This window comes from Streptomyces sp. NRRL B-24484 (assembly GCF_000717715.1).
In the GTDB taxonomy this organism is placed as follows: Bacteria; Actinomycetota; Actinomycetes; order Streptomycetales; family Streptomycetaceae; genus Kitasatospora.
Map to the genome: position 1 here is coordinate 48,983 of NZ_JOAI01000010.1, position 19,327 is coordinate 68,309.

The following is a 19,327-nucleotide window of genomic DNA, read 5'->3' on the forward strand; positions in this document are numbered from 1 at the left end:
ATGCCCGCAACCACCCTCGGCGCCGTGTTCACCGGCCTCGCCCTCCTGATCGTCTACGGTTTCGTCTGGTGGTACCGCGAGGGCCACCGCGCTGCCGCCCTCCTCCCGTGGTTCCTGGCCATGGCGTACGGCATCCTCGCGACCCTCACCGCCGGCAGCCTCCTCCAGGTCCTCGCGGGCACCGCGTTGTGGGGGAGTGGTGGCCTGGGCGACTTGGCCCTGGTCTTCGGCGTCGGCACGGGTACCGGCGACGTCACCGCGTCCTCCAGCGTCGCGCTCACCAAGGGAGGCGGCATCGTTGTCGCCCTGCTCACCGTGGTCATGGTCTGCCTGCTCACCATCGCCCGCCGCAGCATCCCCTGGCTCAAGACCGCCGGCGGCATGGTCTCCGGCGTGTGCCTCGCTCTCACCAGCGTCATCGCCGGGCCCGCCGCCGTCCCCCTCGCCTCCGCCGCGAACCTCATCGGGTCGATCTTCACCTCGGCGGGCCACTGATGGCCGGCCGCCTGCTGACCGGCGGGGGAGTGCTCCTCCGCCGGGTCGGCGCCTGGTGGACCGCCGACGGGGTCATGTCCGGCGCCGCCCGGGTCATCGGCACCCTGTTCGCCGTCCTCGCCGGCGGCGGCCTCCTCCTCGGCGCCCCCGCGCTCTGGTGGCCGCTCGCCCTCGGCTGGCTCATCGCCTCCTGGTACGCCCAGCCCGCCCCGGCCCCGGCCACCGAGCAGGCCGACCCCGGCGAGTTCCTCCGGATCCTCCACCAGCTGCTCGCCGACCGGACCGGCATTCACCTCGCCGAGGTGGCCGAGCACCTCACCGGCGACCCCGAGCAGACCGCGGCCGTCCGCGAGCTCTGCACCCTCGCCGCCGTCCCGATCAACCGCGGCGTCCGCGTCAAGGGCCGCGGGGTGTCCACCGGCATCCGCGCCAAGGACCTCCCCCCGCTCCCCACCGCTGCGCCCGACCCCGCTGCAGGCGTTGTTGCTGCAGGTCAGCCCAGCAACAGCAACAGCAACGCCATCGCCTGGATCGTCCAGAAGCCCGGCGGCGAGCCCACCGAGTTCGCCGTCGAGCACGCCCGCCAGACCGCCTGAGGAGTCCCCAGATGATCCGCCTGATCGCCACCCTCGCCACCTGGACCACCTGCCCCCTGTGCGGCTGGTGGGCCCAGCCCGGACACGCCTGCCACCCCGCCGACCGCCGCTGATCAACAGCCCGCCTCCGCGGCAGCTTGACGCGGCACCCGCTGATGATCCATAGTGGCGCCCAAGTCCGGCGTGCCCGGACGCAACCCAGACTCCACCGAAGGCCCCGCGGCCGAGCAGTAGCCGCGGGGCCTTCGGCGTTCCCCCACCGCTGCGCCCCGGAGGCCACCAGTGCCCCTGCCCACCCTCGGCCGAGTCGTCCACTACACCCTCAGCGAGCAGGACGCCGCGATCATCAACCGCCGCCGCGCTGGCCGCGCCAACCGGGACCGGGTCGACGTCTCCACCCTCGGCAACTACGCGCTGCCCGGCCAGACCTACCCGGCCCAGGTCGTCGCCGTCTGGCCCACCTCTGTCAACCTCCAGGTGAGCCTCGACGGCGCGGACGCCTACTGGGCGACCAGCCGGACTGAGGGCGCCGAGTGGGGCACCTGGGCCTGGCCGGCCCGCTCATGAGCGCCACCGCCTTCCCGCACCGCGCGACCATCACGCGCCAACTGAAGGCCGGCACACCGGAGGACGGCTGGGCCACCTGGGAGGACACCCGCCGGGCCTGCCTGGTCTGCAACTGCGGCACAGTCACCGGCTGGCAGCCGGTCGAGGAGATCGTCCGCCTCGCCCAGGAGCACACCGAACCGCGAGCGTCCGGGCCCCGCCCACCGCACAACGCATCGATCATCCAGCAGTACCAGGCCAGTCCGAACGGCCACCTGGGCTGGGGCCACGACACCAGGACCGGCCGGGCCTGCCTCGCCTGCAACTGCGGCACGATCACCGGCTGGCTGCCGCTCGCCGAGATCATGGCGATCGCCGAGCAGCACCGCATCGAGCTCTGACCGAGGAGGAGACCATGGCCACCACCGAACCGCCAACCCGGGACGAGCTGATCCGTCTGATCGCCGAGGGCACCGGGTGCGGAGGTCACTACTCCTGCAGCCGCCCACCGATGCCCGACGAACTGGACGATGCGGCCGAGCTGCTCGATGACTTCCTCGCGTCCCTGCCCCGCGCCGAGAAGGCCGCCCGCGCGGCTGACCTGGAGAACCCATAGACCTGACGGGGCGGCGCTGTGCAGCTGCTCTGGCGCTGCGCCTGGCGGCACGTCGGCCACAGAGCCCAGACCGTCGCGCGGCGTTGAGACTCCGGCAGCCCCGCCCCGTCAGCACACCCAGGAGGACCGGTGCCCTGGCTTAGCCGACGGCCCCGGCCGTGCCTCACCCACAGCAAGGCCTCGCCTATGAGGATCGCCCGGCTGGAAGAGGAGACCGGCATCCGCCCCGGCGCTGTCGCCGAGCTCCTCGCCGCAGGGCTGCCCCTGGTCGAGACGTACTCGGACCCCAACCTGATCGACTGCGGCGACACACGGTGCCGCGCCTATCGGGCGGGGAGGGGATGATGGCACGCCGCGGGAAGCACCGGGCCGGCCGCCCGTACCGCCGGGCCCGTGCCCAGATGTTCGCGATCTACGGCGACACCTGCCACATCTGCGGGCACCACGGCGCGGGCGAGGCCGACCACCTCGTCCCCGTGTCCCTCGACTGCGAGCAGCCGATCGACCCGCACGCGATGCGGCCGGCGCACGGCGCGAACGCCCGGTGCCCGGTGTGCGGCCGGGCCTGCAACACCGAGCGAGGCAACCGGCCGGTCACCTACGCGGTGCGGACCTCTCAGGCCTGGTGAAAATCAACAGGCCTCTGACCTGCATGTTTGTCAACACTCTGACCTGCGGGTTTGCCGGGTCCGATTTTTTGGGTGGGGGCCCGGTCGGCCCCGCGCCCAAGTCTTCCGTCTCTCTCCCCGTGAAATCGAGGCGGTGTGGATCATGAGCAAGGTGGAGCACGCCGCGGCCTCCGGCGACCGCCGGGCGACGCTGGAGGCGATCCGCGACCAGCTCGCCCGCGAGCTCGCCGAGACCGTCGGCCCGGCCGCCGCTGTGCTGTCCAAGGAGCTGAGAGCGACCCTCGCCGAGCTCGAATCGCTGCCAGGCGGACGGGAGGTGTCTGTCCTTGACGAGCTCGACGCACGGCGAGCGGCGCGGCGCGCAGAAGCCCAGGGTGGCGACGCTGCCGGACGGAGTGGTCAGTAGCGCGGGCGAGGAGTTCGCCGACCTCGCCGCCTCGGCCGGCTTGTTCCTCGACCCCTTCCAGCGGTACATCCTGATGCACGGTCTGGGCGAGCGGGCGGACGGCCGGTGGGCGTCCTTCAAGAACTCCGTCTGGATCCCGCGGCAGAACGGGAAGGGCGGCGTGGTCGAGGCGCTGGAGCTCGGCTGGCTGTTCCTCACCCGCGAGCGGCTGATCATGCACTCCGCCCACGAGTACAAGACTGCCGAGGAGGCGTACCGCCGGATCCGCGAGCTGGTGGAGAACACCCCGGACCTCGACCGGCGCGTCCACAAGTACTGGCAGGCCAACGGCGAGCAGGGCATCGAGCTCCGCAAGTCCGCCGGCGGCGGCCGTCTGAAGTTCATCGCCCGCAGCAGGGGGTCCGGCCGCGGCTTCTCCGGCGACAAGAACGTGTTGGACGAGGCGCAGGAGATCACCGCCGCCCAGATGGCCGCCCTGCTGCCCACCATGAGCGCGCGCCCCGACCCGCAGATCTGGTTCTTCGGCACCCCGCCGGAGACCGCGGACGCCTGGGCGTACGACCTGAAGGCGGACGGTGAGGCCGGCGCCGACCCGCGAATGATGCACCTCGACTGGGGCACGGACCTCGACCCCACCGACCCGGAGCACCGCAAGCAGGCGGCCGCCGACGTCGACCTCTGGTACGCCTGCAACCCCGCGCTGGGCGGCCGGATCACCGAGGAGTTCGTCCGCGGCGAGTCCCTGCCGTCCGGCTTGGGCGATAAGTTCATGATCGAGCGGCTCGGCGCGTGGCTGCCCCGACTGACGGAGGGCAACGGTGTCATCGACCTGGACCTGTGGGACCAGCTGGCCGACGTCGAGTCGACCCGCACCGGTGACGTCGCGTTCGCCGTCGACGTCACCCCGAGCAGGGACTGGGCGAGCATCGCGGTCTACGGGCTGCGCGCGGACGGCCTCGGGCACCTGGAGGTCGTCGACCGCAGGCCCGGCACGGACTGGGTGGTGGACCGCTTGGTGCAGCTCGCCGATCGCTGGGACCCGGTGGCCATCGGCCTGGACATCAAGGGCCCGGCCGGTTCCCTGGTCGTCCCCCTGGACAAGGTGGGCATCCGCACACCAGAGGATCCCGAGGCGCCGCGTCGAGGAGACCTCGCGATCCCGACCGCGCAGGACGTCGCCGCCGCGTGCGGCCAGCTGGTCGACGCCATCGCGCAGCAGACGGTCCGCCACATCGACCAGCCCGAGGTGACCACCGCCATCCGCGGTGCCAAGACCCGCACGCTCGGCGACTCCTGGGCCTGGGGCCGGCGGATCAGCACGGTCGACATCTCCCCGCTGGTCGCCCTGACCCATGCCCGCTGGGCGTACGAGGTGCGCGCGCACCTGGTCGCCGACGACTACGACGTACTGAGCTCCGTCCTGTGAGGAGGAGACCGTGAAGGACACCCGCATGGCCCGCTGGGGCCGGGCGCTCGGTGCCCCGTTCCGCTGGGTCGGCCAGCTCGCCACCCGGGCGATCACCTCGCTGCCCTGGGCGTCCGGCGGGCCGGCCGCCGGCCAGGTGTCCACCGAGCGCGCGATCTCCCTGATCCCCGTGTTCGCGTGCGTGCGGCTGATCTCCGAGCAGATCGCCTCGCTGCCGCTGCAGCTGTACCGCCGCAACGGCGACAGCCGTGAGCCCGTCTCCTACGTCCCGCAGCTGCTGTGGGCGCCGGCCGCCGTCGACAGCCTCTACGTCTGGCTGCAGAAGTGCATCCTGTCGATGGCCCTGCGCGGCAACGCCTACGGGCTGATCACCCAGCGGGACACGTTCGGCTTCCCTACCGCGATCGAGTGGCTCAGCCCCGACGAGGTGTACGTCGACGAGACCGTGCCGACCCGGCCCGTCTACTACTGGCGCGGCCGCGAGGTGCGCACGCGCGACATCGTCCACATTCCGTGGGTGGTGCTGCCCGGCCGGGTCGTCGGCCTGTCCCCGGTGCAGGTGTTCGCCCGCACCATCGGCGTCGGCCTGCAGACCACCGACTACGGCCTGTCCTGGTTCACCAACGGCGGCACGCCGCCGTCCGTCCTGAAGAACGCCTCGAAGACCATCACTCCGGAGGAGAGCGAGGCGATCAGCGATCGCGTCTCGGCGCGGATCCGCTCCCGCAAGCCGCTCGTGATCGGCTCCGACTGGGACTTCACCGCGCTGTCCGTCAGCCCGGAAGAGAGCCAGTTCATCGAGACGATGCGGCTCAACGCCAGCCAGATCGCCGCGATCTGGGGTGTCCCGCCGACCATGGCCGGCGGCGACTCGGGCGGCTCGATGACGTACGCCAACATCGAGCAGGAGGCCAACAACCTGATCACGCTCACGCTCCGCCCGTGGCTGGTCCGGCTGGAGGGCGCCCTGTCCGCGCTGATGCCCGGCGCCGAGTCCGTCCGGTTCAACGTCGACGCGATGATCCGCACCTCGATCCTCGACCGGTACAACGCGCACGGCATGGCCCTGGACCAGGGCTGGCGGAACCGCGACGAGGTCCGCGCGATCGAGAACCTCTCTCCGCTGCCGGACAGTGCGCTCGGCAACCACTACGGCCCGCTGCCCGCGGCCGTCTCCAACGCGGCCTAGGAGGGCCTGATGAGTACGGCAGAGCGCCGCACGGCGCGCGGCCTGGTCGAGGTCCGCGCGGACGGCGGCCAGACGATGACCATCGGCGGGTACGCCGCCAAGTTCAACCGCCTGTCCCGCAACCTGGGAGGGTTCGTTGAGCGGGTCGACCCGGGGTTCTTCGCCAAGTCGGAGGGCGACGGCTGGCCCGAGGCGATGGCCCGCTACAACCACGACGACGACTTCCTCCTCGGCACGGTCGCCGGCGGAACGCTGCGGCTCACCGTGGACGGCACCGGCCTGGACTACGAGGCCGCCCTGCCATCGTCCCGCGCCGACGTGTACGAGCTCGTCCAGCGCGGCGACGTCACCCGCTCCTCGTTCGCGTTCTTCACCTTCGAGGACGACTGGTCGATGACCGACCAGGACTTCCCGCTGCGGACCCTGCTGTCCGGCCAGCTGGTCGACGTCGCCCCCGTCAACTCCCCCGCGTACCTCGACACCGACACCGGCCTGCGCTCCCTCGCGGAGCGGGCCGGCGCCGAACTTGCCGAGGTCCGGGCGGCCGCCGAGGCCGGCGAGCTCCGCCGGTTCCTCGGCCCCAAGCCACCGACCGTCATCGACACCGGCCGCAGCGGGCAGGGCGAAACCCACCCGCTCGTGGCCATCCGGCAGCGGCGCGCCGAGCTCCTCAAGCGCCGCACCCCCTGAGGCAGGGCGACCCCCACCTCGACACACCCAGCCCACAGCGTGCCCCGGCCCGACGCCGAGGGCGCCACCGTCATGCCCAGGAGGCACCGTGCCCGACTTCATCGCCCGGCTGCAGGAGCGCCGAGCCAACATCTGGGAGCAGGCCAAGGCCCTGCTCGACGCGGCCGAGGCCGAGAGCCGCGACCTCACCGCCGAGGAGGAGCAGTCCTACCAGCGGATGAACGCGGACCTCGACGCCATCGACGGCCGCGTGCAGGACATGCGCGCCGCCGAGCAGCGCGCCGCGGACGCCGAGGCCGCCTTCGCCGAGCTCCTCGCCAAGCCCGCCGAGCGCCGCAACCCGGCCGGCGGCGACGCCCCGGGCGGCGAGGCGGAGGCCGTCCGCAAGTGGCTCACCGGCCAGTCCGGCCGGTCCTTCGAGATCCGCCCCGACGGCCCGATGCCGCTCGACCAGCGCACCCTGTCCAAGCTCTCCGCGGGCGCCGGCGCCAACACCGTCCCGATCTCCTTCTACCGCCAGCTCGTGGAGCACATGATCGAGGTCTCCGGCGTCCTCGCCGCGGGCCCGACCGTGCTCACCACCAGCACCGGCGAGCAGATCCAGGTCCCCAAGACCACCGCGCACTCCGCCTCGGCGAGCATCGTCGCGGAGGCCGGCACTCTCAACGCCAACGAGCCGACGTTCGGCCAGGTCGCCCTCGACTCCTACAAGTACGGGTTCCTGCTGCAGGTCAGCCACGAGCTGGCGAACGACACCGCGGTGGACCTGCTCGGCTACCTCGCCCGGCAGGCCGGCCGCGCACTCGGCAACGGGTTCGGTGTCCACCTGGTCACCGGCGACGGCTCCAGCAAGCCGAACGGCGTGCTGACCGCCGCGAGCCTCGGCAAGACCGGATCCACCGGCGTGGTCGGCGCCCCCGGCGGCGACGACCTGATCGACCTCTTCTACTCGGTCATCGGCCCGTACCGGAACAGCTCGTCCTGCAGCTGGCTGATGCGGGACGCCACCGTGGCCGCGGTGCGCAAGCTGAAGGACACCACCGGCCAGTACCTGTGGGTCCCCGGCCTGGCCGGCTCGCCCGACACCATCCTCGACAAGCCGCTGCGGACCGACCCGAACATGCCCGCCGTGGCGACCACCGCCAAGAGCATTCTCTTCGGCGACTTCTCCACGTACTTCGTCCGGCAGGTCGAGTCCATCCGGTTCGAGCGCTCGGACGACTACGCGTTCAACACCGACCTGATCACCTACCGCGCGATCCTGCGCGGCGACGGCGACCAGGTCGACACCACCGGCTCCATCAAGTACTTCGCCGGCGCGGCGACCTGACCCGCCCTGCGGCGCCCCGGGCCGTCCCGGGGCGCCGCCCCCTTCCCCCGCCACCACGCACACCAGGAGGACCCGTGCGCGTCCGCATGCTCGCCAGCATCTCCGGCACCCGCGACGGCCAGCCCTGGCCGCCCCGCGGCCACACCATCGACCTGCCCGACGACGAGGCCGCCCAGCACATCGCCCAGCGCACCGCCGAACCGGCCGACGACGAGGACGGCCAGGACCAGGAGCCCGAGGGCTCCGTCGGCTCCGGCCCGGACGGCGGCACCGAAAAGAACGACGAGGACCAGGGCGACGGTGATGGCGCCCCCGAGGCCGACACCGCCGAGGGGCCCCCGGCGGAAGCCGCCGAGGAGGAGCCGAAGCGCGGCCGCGGCCGCCCGCGCCTGCCCCGCGACGGCGAGGGCAACATCGTCCGCGAGGGCTGACCGGTGGCCGACACGGAGTACGTCACCCTCGCCGACCTCCGGGACGCCCTGAAGGTCCCGGACGACGACACCGAGCGGGACAACCTGCTGGGCAAGGCGCTCCGGTCGGCCTGCCGCAGCATCGACCGCGCGACCGGCCGCCGGTTCTACCTCGACGACACGGCCACCGCGCGCACCTACCGCCCCGACGGCCGCACCGTCATGACCGACTCCGGCGAGAAGCTGATCATCGACGACATCGGCGACACCGCCGGCCTGCTCGTGGAGACCGGCTCCGGCGGCTCCTGGTCCACCGTCACCGGCTGGGAGACCGCCCCGGACAACGCCCTCGTCCGCGGCCGGCCCGTCGAGGCCCTGCTCCTGCCCGCCGGGTCGTGGGGGTGCGGCACCGCCCGCGTGCGGGTCACCGCCCGGTGGGGCTGGCCCGCCGTCCCGGACGACATCGCCCAGGCCGCCCTCACCCAGGCCATGCGGCTCTACCGCCGCAAGGACAGCCCGGAGGGGGTCACCGGCAGCGCGGAGTGGGGCGTCGTCCGGCTCAGCCGGCGCGACCCGGACGTGTGGGCGCTGCTCGAACACTTCATCCTGCCCGGCTTCGGATAAGGAGGCACCGTTGCAGATCGCCGACGTCCGCGCCGCCATCGCGGCGGCCGCCGCCACCGTCGCCCTGCCCCCGAAGGCAGGCCGGCTCGTGGCCACGGGCTACGTCCCCGACTCGGTCACCGAGCCCGCGTTCTTCATCGCGGACGTCGAGGTCGAGTACGACAAGACGATGGGGCGCGGCCTGGACGCCCTGCAGCTGACCTGTCGCGTCCTGGTCGGACGTCAGGACGACCAGCGTGCCCAGGCCGTCCTCGACGCCATGCTCTCCGGCGCCGGGCCCGCCTCGCTGAAGGCCGCGATCGAGGCCGCCCGCGGCGCCCCCGGCGAGGCCGCGCTGGGCGGTCTCGCGCACGACCTCCACATCGAGCGCGTCCAGGCCTACCGCTGGTACGAGCACCAGGGCACCGAGTACGTCGGCGCCGAGATCGTCATCCGCGTGATCGGACGGGGGGACTCCTGATGACCGCCATCATCCTCACCAACGTGAGGCTGTTCACCGCCGGCGCCGACCTCACCGGCTCCTCCAACAAGGTCGAGCTGCAGTCCGAGGTCGAAGAGAAGGACGGCACCACGTTCGGCTCCGGCGGCTGGAAGGCCCCGAAGGGCGGGCTGGCGTCCAGCTCGATCCAGGGAGAGGGCCTGTGGGAGGCCGGCGACCCCGGCCTCATCGATGACGTCGCGTGGGCGACGCTCGGCGGCGTCGGCCCGTGGACCGTCTGCCCGGACACCGCGGCCCTCGGCTCCCTCGCCTACTTCACACAGATGCTCCGCTGCGACTACAGCCTCCTCGGCGAGGTCGGCGAGCTCGCCCCGTGGTCGTCCAAGGGATCCGGCGCCTGGCCGCTCGCCCGCGGCCAGATCGCCCACCCCCCGGGAACCGCCCGGTCCTCGTCCGGCACCGGCACCGCGCAGCAGCTCGGCGCCCTCACCGCCGGCCGCCGCCTGTACGCCAACCTCCACGTGCTCTCGGTGGCCGGCACCGCCGCCCCCACCATCACCGCCCGCGTGGAGAGCGACGACAACGCCGGCTTCACCAGCGCCACGACCCGGCTCACCTTCAACGCCGCGACCGCCCAGGGCGGCCAGGCTCTGCGCACCGACGGCTCTGCCATCACGGACGACTGGTGGCGGATCGCCTGGAGCATCACCGGCACCGGCCCATCGTTCACGTTCGCCGCCGCGCTCGGCATCATCTGAGGAGGCATCACCGTGCCCACCATGGTTCTCACCAGCGAATACCTGTCGATCAGCGGCAACGACCTCTCCGCCTTCACACGCAAGTGCGAGGTGGCGGTGGAGGTGGAAGAGAAGGACGTCACCACCTACAGCAGCCTTGGCTGGAAGGTCGTGATCGGCGGCCTGAAGAGCGGGTCGCTCGCGATCGAGTGGATCACCGACTTCGCCGCCGGCCAGCTCGACGCGATCATGTGGCCCCTGTTCGGCACCGTCGTGCCGTTCGAGGTGAGGCCGACCCAGGCGGTCGTCGGCACCTCGAACCCGAAGTGGACGGGGAGCTGCCTGGTGAAGGAGCTCGCCCCGATCAGCGGCAGCATCGGCGACGAGGCCACCCAGGGCGTCACCTTCCCCACCTCCGGCGCCGTCACCCGCGCGACCAGCTGATGGCGACCGACCCGCCGGTGGAAGTCAGCGTCGACACCGAGGGCCTGGACGCCCTGGTGCGCGCCCTTCGCGCCGAGGAGGACGGCAAGGAGCTCCGCAAGGAACTCGCCCGCAACATGAGGGACGCGCTGAAGCCCGCGGTGGCTGACGCCAAGGCGGCCGTCATGGCCGTCACGGCGAACTCCACCGCGTCCCCCGCGCTGCGGGCCGGCGTCGCCCGCAAGATCAGGCCCGAGGTGAAGCTGGGCGGGAAGTGGTCCGGCGCCCGGGTCAAGGCGAAGAAGACCCCCAACATCCGCGGCTTCGCGAACGCGGCCAAGAGGCTCCAGCAAGCCGCGGGCTGGCGGACCCAGTCCTGGGGACGCGGCTGGCGGGTGCAGCACGGCAAGGTCGACTGGTTCGACCGCGCGATGCAGCCCGTTGCCCCGCAGGCCCGCCGGGCCGTCCTGGACGCCATGGAATCGATGGCCCGCCGCATCCGCTCGCGGGCCGGTTAAGGAGACGTGCGTGTACCTGACGTACAAGCCGGAGGGCTCCGAGGAGCCCCGCCGCTGGAAGTACGAGCCGAAGAAGCTCATGAGCGCGGAGCGCGAAGCGATCGAGAAGCGCACCGACCGGAACTACGCCCAGTTCGTCGGCGACGTCCAGCAGGGCTCCAGCATCTGCCGCCGCGCGCTGCTCTGGGTGATGCTCAAGCGCGAGCACCCCGCGCTCCGCTTCGACGACGTGGACTTCGCGTGGGACGAGCTGGATTTCGAGTACTCGAAGGCCGAGCTGCAGGAGTTCCGCCGCGACGCCTCCGAGCAGGCCCCGAGCGGCCAGCGGGACGCGATCCTCGCCCAGCTCGACAAGGAGATCGCCGAGGCGTTCGAGGAGGACGAGGGAAAAGCCCCGCAGCCGAGCGCCGCTTCCGGCGCCTCGGCGACGCGTCGCACCTCCTCGGCGTCCGCCCGTGGGAGTGGCAGCGCCTGACGGTCGAGGAGGAGGAGTACCTCCTCGCCTGGCTCGACTCGTACGAGGAGCAGACCACCAAGGCCGCCGCCAGAACGAGGAGGTGAGACCGTGTCCGACACCAGCCTCGTGTTCAACCTCGTGGCCAGGGACAGGGCCACGGCCGCGCTCGGCAAGATGAAGGACAAGCTGGCCACCGCCGCGGCCGGCATCTCCGCGGCCGTCGCGGGCGCCCTCGGCAAGGGCATCGCGGATAACCTCGACATGTCGTCGAGCGCGGCCAAGCTCACCGCCCAGCTCGGCCTCGGCCCGGCCCAGGCCGCCGAGGCGTCGAAGGTCTCCGCGGCGGTCTACCGCGACGCCTGGGGCGAGAGCACCGCCGACGTCAACGAAGCGATCCGCGGCGTGTACCAGCAGATCGGCGACACCTCCACCGCCCAGGGAGGCCTGCAGGGCGTCACCACGAAGGCCATGGCCCTAGCGGAGACCATGGACCAGGACGTCGGCGGGGTAACCACCGCCGTCGGCCAGATGCTGAAGACCGGACTCGCCAAGAATGCGGACGAGGCATTCGACATTCTGACTCGTGGATTCCAGACCGGCGCCGACAAGGCCGGTGACCTGTTGGACACGATGAATGAATATGGAACGCAATTCAGGAAGGTCGGCCTCGACGGGGCGACCGCAACGGGCCTTATCAGCCAGGGCCTGAAGGCGGGCGCGCGCGACGCGGACCTGGTCGCGGACGCCGTCAAGGAATTCTCGATCAGGGCGATCGACGGCAGCCAGAGCACCGCCGACGGATTCAAGGCCGTGGGCTTGAACGCGAAGACCATGGCCTCCGAGATCGGGAAGGGCGGGCCGTCGGCCGCGGCCGCGCTCGACCTCACCCTCGACCGGCTGCGGGCCATGAAGGACCCGGTGGCACAGGCCGCCGCCGCGACCGCGCTGTTCGGAACCCAGTCCGAGGACCTGGGCAAGGCGCTCTTCGCCCTCGACCCGAGCTCGGCGGTGTCCGCACTCGGGCAGGTCGGCGGCGCGGCCGACCAGATGGCCAAGACCGTCCACGACACACCCGCCGCCGCGCTGGAGCAGTTCAAGCGAGACGTGCAGGTCAAGCTGGCCGACATCGGCGGGAAGTTCGTCCAGTTCGCGATGGACCACCAGTCGTTCATGCAGCCGATGGCGATCACGCTCGGCGCGATCGCCGGCGCGATCCTCCTGGTGCAGGGCGCCACGATGGCCTGGTCCGCAGCCCAGCAGGTGTGGAAGGGCATTCAGATGGCCTCCACCGCAGCCCAGTGGCTGTGGAACGCGGCCATGTCCGCCAACCCGATCGGGCTGATCATCATCGGTGTGGCCGCGCTGATCGCCGGGTTCGTCCTGCTCTACCAGAACAGCGAGACGTTCCGGGCGATCTGCACCGCGGCATTCAGCGGGGTATGGGCCCTGATCAAATTCGTCTGGGACTGGATCAGCAACAACTGGAAGCTACTGCTCGGCATCCTGACCGGGCCCATCGGTCTCGCTGTTTTCGCGATCACTCACTACTGGGACCAGATCAAGGCTGGGGCATCGTCGGTCTGGGACTGGATCAAGACCGCGGCGCGGGGAATCGGAAATGCCTTCTCGTTCGTCGGCCAGATGATCTGGGCCCCGTTCAAGTGGGCATTCAACATGGTCGCCTGGGGCTGGAACCACAGCGTCGGCGGGCTCGGGTTCACCGTCCCGGACTGGGTGCCCGGCGTTGGCGGCCGCAGCTTCCACATCCCGCACGTGCCGATGCTCGCCAAGGGCGGCCACATCACCGGCTCCGGCGACGTCATCGTCGGCGAGAACGGCCCCGAGCGGCTCTCCCTGCCGAGCGGCGCGACCGTCACCCCGCTATCCCGCGCCACGGGCGGCGGGGGCGGTGTCCTGCGGGTGGAGATCGCCGGGCCCGAGGAGATGCGCCGGCTGATCCGACTTGTCGTCCGCTCCGACGGCCGCGGCGACGCCGGCACTGCGTTCAACACCGGCTGACAGGAGGACACTGTGGCGTTCCCCCAGGACCCGATGAGCGTGGTCGTCGCCCTGAAGACCGGCACCACCTGGTCGGATATCAGCGGCGACGTCCTCGCCCGGGACGGCATCAGCATCGACCGCGGCCGCGCGGACGAGGGCTCACGCGCGGACCCGGGTAAGTGCCGCCTGAGCCTGGACAACACCGACGGCACGTACACCCGGCGCAACCCGCTCAGCCCGCTGTACGGCCTGATCGGCCGCAACACGCCGCTGCGGGTGTCGGTCCGGGCGGCGCACTACCTCGACGTCCCGGGGGCCGGCAACGCCTCGACCCCGGACACCGCCGCGCTCGACATCACCGGCGACCTGGACGCCCGGGTCGAGGCCACCTCGGACACCCTGTGGTGGCAGCCCACCCCGACGGAGATCCTCGGCAAGTACGAGAACGTCGTGGGCAACCAGAGGGCCTGGCGCCTGACCGTCGCCAGCGGCTACCTGCAGCTCGGCTGGTCCACCGACGGCACCGGCGCCGGCTTCACCAACGTCATCGCCACCGCGCCCGTGGCCGCGCCGCGCTCCGGCCGCCTCGCCGCCCGGGTCACCCTCGACGTCGACAACGGCGCGACCGGCAAGACCGTGACGTTCTACACCGCGCCGTCCATCGCGGGCCCGTGGACCCAAGTCGGCGCCCAGGTCGTCTCGGCCGGCACCACCAGCATCTTCAACTCCAGCGCGCCACTGCAGGTCGGGGCGACCGGAAACGGCGGTGTCGGCCGGCCCACCATGCGCGTGCATGCCGCCGAGGTCCGCAGCGGCATCGGCGGGACCGTGGTGGCCGCACCGGACTTCACCGCCCAGGCAGTCGGCGCCACCACCTGGGTCGACTCGGCGGGCCGGACCTGGACCGTCAACGTCCCCGCCACCATCACCGACCTGTGGCACCGGTTCTGCGGCGAGGTCTCCACCTGGCCGACCCGCTGGGACGTCTCGGGCAAGGACGTCTGGACGCCGATCGAGGCCGCCGGCATCCTGCGCCGCCTCGGCCAGGGCAAGACCCCGCTCCGCAGCCCCATGTTCCGGGAATTCTCGAGTCCGGCCCGCACCCACATCGTCGCCTACTGGCCCATGGAGGACGGCGAGTTCTCCACCGCGTTCGCCTCGGCCATCGCGGGTGCGGCCCCGCTGGCGATCAGCGGCACCGCCAAGCCCGCCTCCTATGCGGACTGGCTGCCCTCGGCGCCGATGCCGACCCTGGGCACCGCCACCGCCTCCGGCACGCTCCCCACCTACACCGCCACCGGCCAGACCGCCCTGCGCTTCTGGCTCCGCCCGCCCGCGGCCGGAGTCGCGACCGAGCAGCGGCTCATCACCCTGGCCGGCACCGGCACCGCCGCCCGCTGGACGCTGTCCCTCGCCCCCACCGGCCTGCGGCTGCGGGCGTTCAACACTCTCGGTGTGGCGCTGCTCGACACCGGCGTGGTCGGCTTCGCCGTCAACGGCGTCGACTCCAGCATCGTGCTGGAGCTCACCGAGTCCGCTGGCAGCGTCAACTGGCGCGTCCAGCGGCAGACGTTCACCCTGTACGGCGGCATCGATGAGGGCCAGACCACCGGCACGCTCGCGGCCGCGACCGTCGGCCAGATCACCGCGCTGGCCGTCGCCGAGGATCAGGCCCTGGGGGACACCGTCGTCGGCCACATCGCCGTCGCCGACGACCTCACCGCCTACACCAACACCGCCCAGGCCATGGGCGGCTGGGCGGGGGAGACCTCCCTCGACCGGCTGGTGCGGCTCTGCGCCGAGAACCAGATCGGGTTCACCTACACCGGCCAGGCCTCCGACACGATGCGGCTCGGCATCCAGCCCAGGGCGACCCTGCTGTCCGTCCTGGACGCCGCGGCCGCCGCCGACGGCGGGATCCTCGGCGAGCAGCTCGGCGACCTCGGCCTGACCTACGCCACCCGCACCAGCCTCTACAACGAGCCCGTAGCCCTGGCCCTGGACTACGCGTCGAACGGCGAGGTCGCGCCGAACCTGGAGCCCGTCGACGACGACCAGCACGTCTCCAACGACGTCGAGATCAAGCGCGACGGCGGATCCTCGGCGCGCGTCGACCTCGACATCGGGACGCTGTCCACCCTCGACCCGCCCGCGGGCGTCGGCCGGTACGAGGACAGCACCACCCTCGGCCTGTACCAGGACTCCCAGTGTGTGCACATCGCCGGGTGGAGGCTGCACCTGGGCACCGTCGACGAGGACCGGTACCCGAAGATCCGGGTGGACCTCGCGGCCGCCCCGCACCTGATCCCCGCGATCCTGGCCGCCCGCCTCGGCGACCGGGTCACCATCGCCCACCCGCCGGCCTGGCTGCCGCCCGGCACCATCGACCAGATGGCCCTCGGCTCCAGCGAGACCATCGGCCTGTGGGACTGGGACATCGAGTTCAACTGCGTGCCCTACAGCCCGTGGAAGGTCGCCGTGCTCGACGACGGCACCCTCGGCCGGCTCGACTCCGACGGCTCCACCCTCGCGGTCGCTGCCACCAGCGGTGCCACCGCGCTCACCGTCCAGACCACCAGCATGGACTCACAGCGGTGGACCACCGACCCGGCGGAGGTGCCGCTCGACCTGCTGATCGCCGGCGAGGTCGTCACCGCCACCGCGATCAACCACAGCGTGCGGGACAGCTTCGGCCGGACCGCGAGCAGCAGCTGGGGCTCGGCAGACTCCGGGCAGGCCTGGACGACCGGCGGCGGCTCCGCGTCCGACTACTCCGTGTCCGGCGGCACCGGCCGGCACGCCTGCAGCACCGTCAACGCCACCCGGCGCACCACCGCCGCCGCGCCGACCGCCGACCTGGAGCTGTACGCCACGGTCTCCAGCAGCGCGCTCGCCACCGGCGCCAGCCAGAACGCTTCCCTGATGGCCCGCCTGGTCGACGCCTCGAACTACTACTACTGCCGGTTCGAGATGACGACCACGCAGACCGTGATTCTCGCCCTGCGCAAGCTGGTGGCGGGCGTGGACACCCTGCTGACCAGTCTCACCGTGCCCGGCCTCGTCCACGCGGCGGGCACCCGGTACGCGATCCGCTGGCAGGTCTACGGCACCACCCTGCGCGCCCGCGCCTGGCTCGCCTCCGGTGTCGAGCCGACCGACTGGCACGTCACCGCGACGGACGCCTCGTTCACCGCGGCCGGTCAGGTCGGCTGCCGCTCGATCCTCACCACCGGCAACACGAACACGCTGCCGGTGACCATCGACTACGACGACTTCCGGGTGCCCAACCCTCAGGCGTTCACCGTCGCCCGGGCCGCCAACGGCATCATCAAGGCCCAGTCCGCCGGAGCCGACGTCCGCCTCGCCACCCCCATGATCCTCGCCCTGTAGGAGGCCCACGTGGTTATCGCAGTTCCCGCGCCGGTCACCCGGGCGGCCGGCAGCAGGGTGACGAGCGGCATCTGGCAGGCCGACATCACCGACCCGGTCACTTTCCTGACGAACCCGCCGGTGTTCCAGGGCTACCAGACGGCCGTGCAGTCGATCGGCAACTCCAGCTTCGTGCCGCTCGCCCTGGACACCGAGGCCGTCGACTCATACACCGGCCACTCGACGGTCACCAACAATAGCCGCTGGACCTGCCCGGCCGGCGGCGCCGGCTGGTACCTCGTGATCGGCTACTTCGGGTGCGCGGCCAACGGCACCGGCGTCCGGCTCACCCGGATCAACAAGAACGGCGCGACCCTTCCCCTGTCGCAGTCCGACCTGCCCACGCCCGGCGCCGCGGTCACCCTCGCCGGCATGGCCATCGCCCTGGTCCAGCTCGCCGTCGGCGACTACGTCGAGACATGCGGCTTCCAGACCAGCGGCGGCGCGCTCAACACCGTCCCGGGTGACAGCGGGATGGTCGTCCTCTTCTACCACGCCTGACAGGAGCGCTCTCGTGAGAACGCCCATCGCCCCCCTGCCGCTGTCCACGCCCCGGTGCGCGGCCTGCGGCGAGCCCGCCGCCGTCCAGTGGCGGCGTCGCAACGTCGAGGACCCGAACGCCACTGACGCCGTGTACGCCTGCGGCCCGCACGCCATCACCCTGGACGCCGCAGCCCTCGTCCACCAGGCCGACTGCCCGGCCCCCGACCCGGCCGTACTGCCCGAGTGCGGGTGCAGCCCGGAGCCGGCCCCGCCGCCGACCCCGGTCCCCGGCGCCGAGCCGACCACCGCCCTCCCGACCGGCTGGGTCGTCCCGACCGGCACCTGACCCACCCCCACACCCCAGCCCCGCGGCCGCCCGGCCCGGGGCTCCTGCATGCCCGGAGGAAGCCCGTGCCCGACCAGTTCCTTCCCGGCGCCGAGCGGCGCCAGCTCGACGACGCGCCGATGACCGGCGACGGCGGCACCCGCACCATCTGGCACATCACCTGGGACAAGAACGCCACTGCGGAGCGGCCCGCGGACCTCGTCTCCTTCGAGTCCCTCGCCAGCTACTTCTACGGCTCCGGCTCCGGCTCCGCGCCGCACCTGCTCTGGGACCCGTTCACCGGCCGGGTGATGCAGTTCTTCTCGGCGACGTCCCGCAGCAAGTCCGTGATCAACGCTCCGGGCGGCGTTGAGACGAACCGCAAGGGCAACGTCTGCATCCAGATCGAGAGCCTCTTCTTCCCGTACTGCCAGGTCAACGGCAAGGTCTACCCGACGCTCGCCGACACTCCCTGCATCGGTCTGGACCGGATCATGGCCTGGCTGCGGTCCTGGGGCGTGCCGGACGTCTGGCCGATGGGCGAGCCGACCTGGACGCCCCGCCGGGACGCCGCGGTCTGGGACCGGGCCAGCGGCCACTACGGCCACTCCCAGGTCCCGGAGAACGACCACAACGACCCGGGTCCGATGCCCAGCCTCTTCGGCACCGCGGCGCCCGTCCCGGCCCCGGCGCCGCCGGCCCGGTCGACCGGCCCGGCCTGGCCTGGCCGCTACCTGCGCGACCCCACCCGCGGCTCCGACGCCCGGATGTGGCAGCAGCGCATGCGGGAACGCGGCTGGCCCATCACCGTCGACGGCGTCTACGGCCCGCGCTCGGCCGCGATCTGCCGCACCTTCCAGCAGGAAAAGCACCTCGGCGCCGACGGCGTGGTTGGTCCCGCGACCTGGGCCACCACCTTCCGAACCGACAACGTCACCTGATCGGAGCTCACCATGCCCAGTAAGTTCGTTGTTGACGCGGCCGAGCGCATCGGCGCCACCGCGGCCGAGGCCGGCCTGGGCGCCGCCATCGTGGAACTCGGCGACCTGCCGTACTGGTGGATCGCCCTGCTGCTGCCAGCCCTGGCCGCCGGTAAGGCGGGCCTGGCCTCGTTCATCGGCCGGAAGGACACGGCAGCCGCACTGCCCGCGGCCGCAGACCCGGCGAGCCGCCAGTGATAGCTGAGCCCACCACCGGGGTCGTCGCGGTCGACCAAGCCGCAGCCTGGGCCGCGGCCCTCGCCGCGATCCTCGGCCTGCTCCTAGTCATCTGGCGGGCCGTGCGGAGGTCACTGGCCAAGCTGGAACAGTTCCTCGACGACTGGAACGGAACACCCGGCAGGCCGGGCGTCCCGGCCCGGCCCGGCATGGTCGAGCGCGTCGGCCGCATCGAAGGACTGCAGCGCCAACAGGGCGAACACCTCGACCGCATCGAGCACGAGCTGCACCCCAACAGCGGGTCGAGCCTTCGGGACGCGGTCGATAGCATCGGCCGGACCGTCGGCGCCACCCCCCGCGACCCCTGAGACCACGCCCCCCGCCCCGGCTCCGGCCGGCGG

26 protein-coding genes are annotated in these 19,327 nt (G+C 72.2%); all 26 read left to right on the top strand.

Features of this window, described 5'->3' with window-relative positions; all coding sequences use genetic code 11:
* The 26 genes from IE98_RS0111370 (at position 1) to IE98_RS0111500 (ending at position 19,294) form a co-directional block, all read left to right on the top strand.
* Positions 1–495 (top strand): hypothetical protein, encoded by a 495-nt coding sequence (locus IE98_RS0111370; protein ID WP_030267929.1) that lies wholly within the window; start codon positions 1–3, stop codon positions 493–495.
* A complete protein-coding gene (locus IE98_RS0111375) occupies positions 495–1,091 on the top strand; it encodes a hypothetical protein (protein WP_030267930.1) in 597 nt (198 codons plus the stop codon). The genes IE98_RS0111370 and IE98_RS0111375 overlap by 1 nt, the downstream gene beginning before the upstream one ends.
* A 282-nt stretch (positions 1,092–1,373) precedes the next feature.
* On the top strand, positions 1,374–1,658 hold the full coding sequence (locus tag IE98_RS0111385; protein WP_234443506.1) for a hypothetical protein: 285 nt from the start codon (positions 1,374–1,376) through the stop codon (positions 1,656–1,658).
* Complete coding sequence (locus tag IE98_RS42330; RefSeq protein WP_043173959.1) at positions 1,625–2,038, top strand: hypothetical protein; 414 nt, start codon at positions 1,625–1,627, stop codon at positions 2,036–2,038. The genes IE98_RS0111385 and IE98_RS42330 overlap by 34 nt, the downstream gene beginning before the upstream one ends.
* Positions 2,039–2,052: 14 nt before the next feature.
* Positions 2,053–2,253, top strand: coding sequence for a hypothetical protein (locus IE98_RS0111395; RefSeq protein ID WP_030267932.1), 201 nt, complete (start codon positions 2,053–2,055; stop codon positions 2,251–2,253).
* A 186-nt stretch (positions 2,254–2,439) separates the two neighbouring features.
* Complete coding sequence (locus IE98_RS0111400) at positions 2,440–2,598, top strand: hypothetical protein (protein ID WP_159400885.1); 159 nt, start codon at positions 2,440–2,442, stop codon at positions 2,596–2,598.
* Positions 2,598–2,882, top strand: a complete 285-nt coding sequence (locus tag IE98_RS42335; protein ID WP_199922895.1) for an HNH endonuclease — start codon at positions 2,598–2,600, stop codon at positions 2,880–2,882. The genes IE98_RS0111400 and IE98_RS42335 overlap by 1 nt, the downstream gene beginning before the upstream one ends.
* Before the next feature lie 142 nt (positions 2,883–3,024).
* Positions 3,025–3,288 carry a hypothetical protein gene (locus IE98_RS0111410; RefSeq protein WP_159400886.1) on the top strand — a complete coding sequence of 88 codons (264 nt, stop codon included), beginning with the start codon at positions 3,025–3,027 and terminating at the stop codon, positions 3,286–3,288.
* Positions 3,209–4,714 (top strand): hypothetical protein, encoded by a 1,506-nt coding sequence (locus tag IE98_RS0111415; RefSeq protein ID WP_030267936.1) that lies wholly within the window; start codon positions 3,209–3,211, stop codon positions 4,712–4,714. Before IE98_RS0111410 ends, IE98_RS0111415 begins: the two co-directional genes overlap by 80 nt.
* A 10-nt stretch (positions 4,715–4,724) precedes the next feature.
* The gene (locus IE98_RS0111420) at positions 4,725–5,903 is read left to right on the top strand and encodes a phage portal protein (protein ID WP_030267937.1); all 1,179 of its coding nucleotides are present in this window, start codon (positions 4,725–4,727) and stop codon (positions 5,901–5,903) included.
* A gap of 9 nt (positions 5,904–5,912) precedes the next feature.
* Positions 5,913–6,593, top strand: a complete 681-nt coding sequence (locus IE98_RS44465) for an HK97 family phage prohead protease (RefSeq protein ID WP_052390404.1) — start codon at positions 5,913–5,915, stop codon at positions 6,591–6,593.
* Positions 6,594–6,681: 88 nt separating this feature from the next.
* Entirely contained in the window at positions 6,682–7,923 is a 1,242-nt protein-coding gene (locus tag IE98_RS44470) for a phage major capsid protein (protein ID WP_052390405.1), read from the top strand.
* A 74-nt stretch (positions 7,924–7,997) separates the two neighbouring features.
* Positions 7,998–8,354 carry a hypothetical protein gene (locus tag IE98_RS0111435; RefSeq protein WP_030267940.1) on the top strand — a complete coding sequence of 119 codons (357 nt, stop codon included), beginning with the start codon at positions 7,998–8,000 and terminating at the stop codon, positions 8,352–8,354.
* 3 nt (positions 8,355–8,357) lie between these two features.
* Positions 8,358–8,957 (top strand): hypothetical protein, encoded by a 600-nt coding sequence (locus IE98_RS0111440; RefSeq protein ID WP_030267941.1) that lies wholly within the window; start codon positions 8,358–8,360, stop codon positions 8,955–8,957.
* A 10-nt stretch (positions 8,958–8,967) separates the two neighbouring features.
* A complete protein-coding gene (locus tag IE98_RS0111445; protein WP_030267942.1) occupies positions 8,968–9,417 on the top strand; it encodes a hypothetical protein in 450 nt (149 codons plus the stop codon).
* On the top strand, positions 9,417–10,154 hold the full coding sequence (locus IE98_RS0111450; protein ID WP_030267943.1) for a hypothetical protein: 738 nt from the start codon (positions 9,417–9,419) through the stop codon (positions 10,152–10,154). The genes IE98_RS0111445 and IE98_RS0111450 overlap by 1 nt, the downstream gene beginning before the upstream one ends.
* 21 nt (positions 10,155–10,175) lie before the next feature.
* Positions 10,176–10,577: a hypothetical protein gene (locus IE98_RS0111455; RefSeq protein WP_043173980.1), complete on the top strand. Its 402-nt coding sequence runs from the start codon at positions 10,176–10,178 to the stop codon at positions 10,575–10,577.
* A 17-nt stretch (positions 10,578–10,594) separates the two neighbouring features.
* Entirely contained in the window at positions 10,595–11,074 is a 480-nt protein-coding gene (locus tag IE98_RS0111460; protein WP_234443507.1) for a hypothetical protein, read from the top strand.
* Positions 11,075–11,084: 10 nt separating this feature from the next.
* Entirely contained in the window at positions 11,085–11,549 is a 465-nt protein-coding gene (locus tag IE98_RS0111465) for a hypothetical protein (RefSeq protein ID WP_063748906.1), read from the top strand.
* A 90-nt stretch (positions 11,550–11,639) separates the two neighbouring features.
* The gene (locus IE98_RS44475; RefSeq protein WP_052390406.1) at positions 11,640–13,550 is read left to right on the top strand and encodes a phage tail tape measure protein; all 1,911 of its coding nucleotides are present in this window, start codon (positions 11,640–11,642) and stop codon (positions 13,548–13,550) included.
* 12 nt (positions 13,551–13,562) lie between these two features.
* Positions 13,563–16,922 carry a hypothetical protein gene (locus tag IE98_RS0111475; protein WP_052390407.1) on the top strand — a complete coding sequence of 1,120 codons (3,360 nt, stop codon included), beginning with the start codon at positions 13,563–13,565 and terminating at the stop codon, positions 16,920–16,922.
* A gap of 9 nt (positions 16,923–16,931) precedes the next feature.
* Positions 16,932–17,462, top strand: coding sequence for a hypothetical protein (locus IE98_RS0111480; RefSeq protein WP_052390408.1), 531 nt, complete (start codon positions 16,932–16,934; stop codon positions 17,460–17,462).
* 13 nt (positions 17,463–17,475) lie between these two features.
* Complete coding sequence (locus IE98_RS0111485; protein WP_052390409.1) at positions 17,476–17,790, top strand: hypothetical protein; 315 nt, start codon at positions 17,476–17,478, stop codon at positions 17,788–17,790.
* Between the two features lie 65 nt (positions 17,791–17,855).
* Positions 17,856–18,710, top strand: coding sequence for a peptidoglycan-binding domain-containing protein (locus tag IE98_RS50075; RefSeq protein WP_052390410.1), 855 nt, complete (start codon positions 17,856–17,858; stop codon positions 18,708–18,710).
* A gap of 12 nt (positions 18,711–18,722) precedes the next feature.
* On the top strand, positions 18,723–18,947 hold the full coding sequence (locus IE98_RS0111495; RefSeq protein WP_030267952.1) for a hypothetical protein: 225 nt from the start codon (positions 18,723–18,725) through the stop codon (positions 18,945–18,947).
* A complete protein-coding gene (locus IE98_RS0111500) occupies positions 18,944–19,294 on the top strand; it encodes a hypothetical protein (RefSeq protein WP_234443508.1) in 351 nt (116 codons plus the stop codon). Before IE98_RS0111495 ends, IE98_RS0111500 begins: the two co-directional genes overlap by 4 nt.
* Positions 19,295–19,327: the final 33 nt, after the last annotated feature.

What these genes read in the sequence shown, in the direction of transcription:
- IE98_RS0111370 (WP_030267929.1), top strand. Translation starts at nt 1, where the DNA reads ATGCCCGCAACCACCCTCGGCGCCGTGTTCACCGGCCTCGCCCTCCTG.
- IE98_RS0111375 (WP_030267930.1), top strand. Translation starts at nt 495, where the DNA reads ATGGCCGGCCGCCTGCTGACCGGCGGGGGAGTGCTCCTCCGCCGGGTC.
- IE98_RS0111395 (WP_030267932.1), top strand. Translation starts at nt 2,053, where the DNA reads ATGGCCACCACCGAACCGCCAACCCGGGACGAGCTGATCCGTCTGATC.
- IE98_RS0111400 (WP_159400885.1), top strand. Translation starts at nt 2,440, where the DNA reads ATGAGGATCGCCCGGCTGGAAGAGGAGACCGGCATCCGCCCCGGCGCT.
- IE98_RS42335 (WP_199922895.1), top strand. Translation starts at nt 2,598, where the DNA reads ATGGCACGCCGCGGGAAGCACCGGGCCGGCCGCCCGTACCGCCGGGCC.
- IE98_RS0111410 (WP_159400886.1), top strand. Translation starts at nt 3,025, where the DNA reads ATGAGCAAGGTGGAGCACGCCGCGGCCTCCGGCGACCGCCGGGCGACG.
- IE98_RS44465 (WP_052390404.1), top strand. Translation starts at nt 5,913, where the DNA reads ATGAGTACGGCAGAGCGCCGCACGGCGCGCGGCCTGGTCGAGGTCCGC.
- IE98_RS0111450 (WP_030267943.1), top strand. Translation starts at nt 9,417, where the DNA reads ATGACCGCCATCATCCTCACCAACGTGAGGCTGTTCACCGCCGGCGCC.
- IE98_RS0111455 (WP_043173980.1), top strand. Translation starts at nt 10,176, where the DNA reads ATGGTTCTCACCAGCGAATACCTGTCGATCAGCGGCAACGACCTCTCC.
- IE98_RS0111495 (WP_030267952.1), top strand. Translation starts at nt 18,723, where the DNA reads ATGCCCAGTAAGTTCGTTGTTGACGCGGCCGAGCGCATCGGCGCCACC.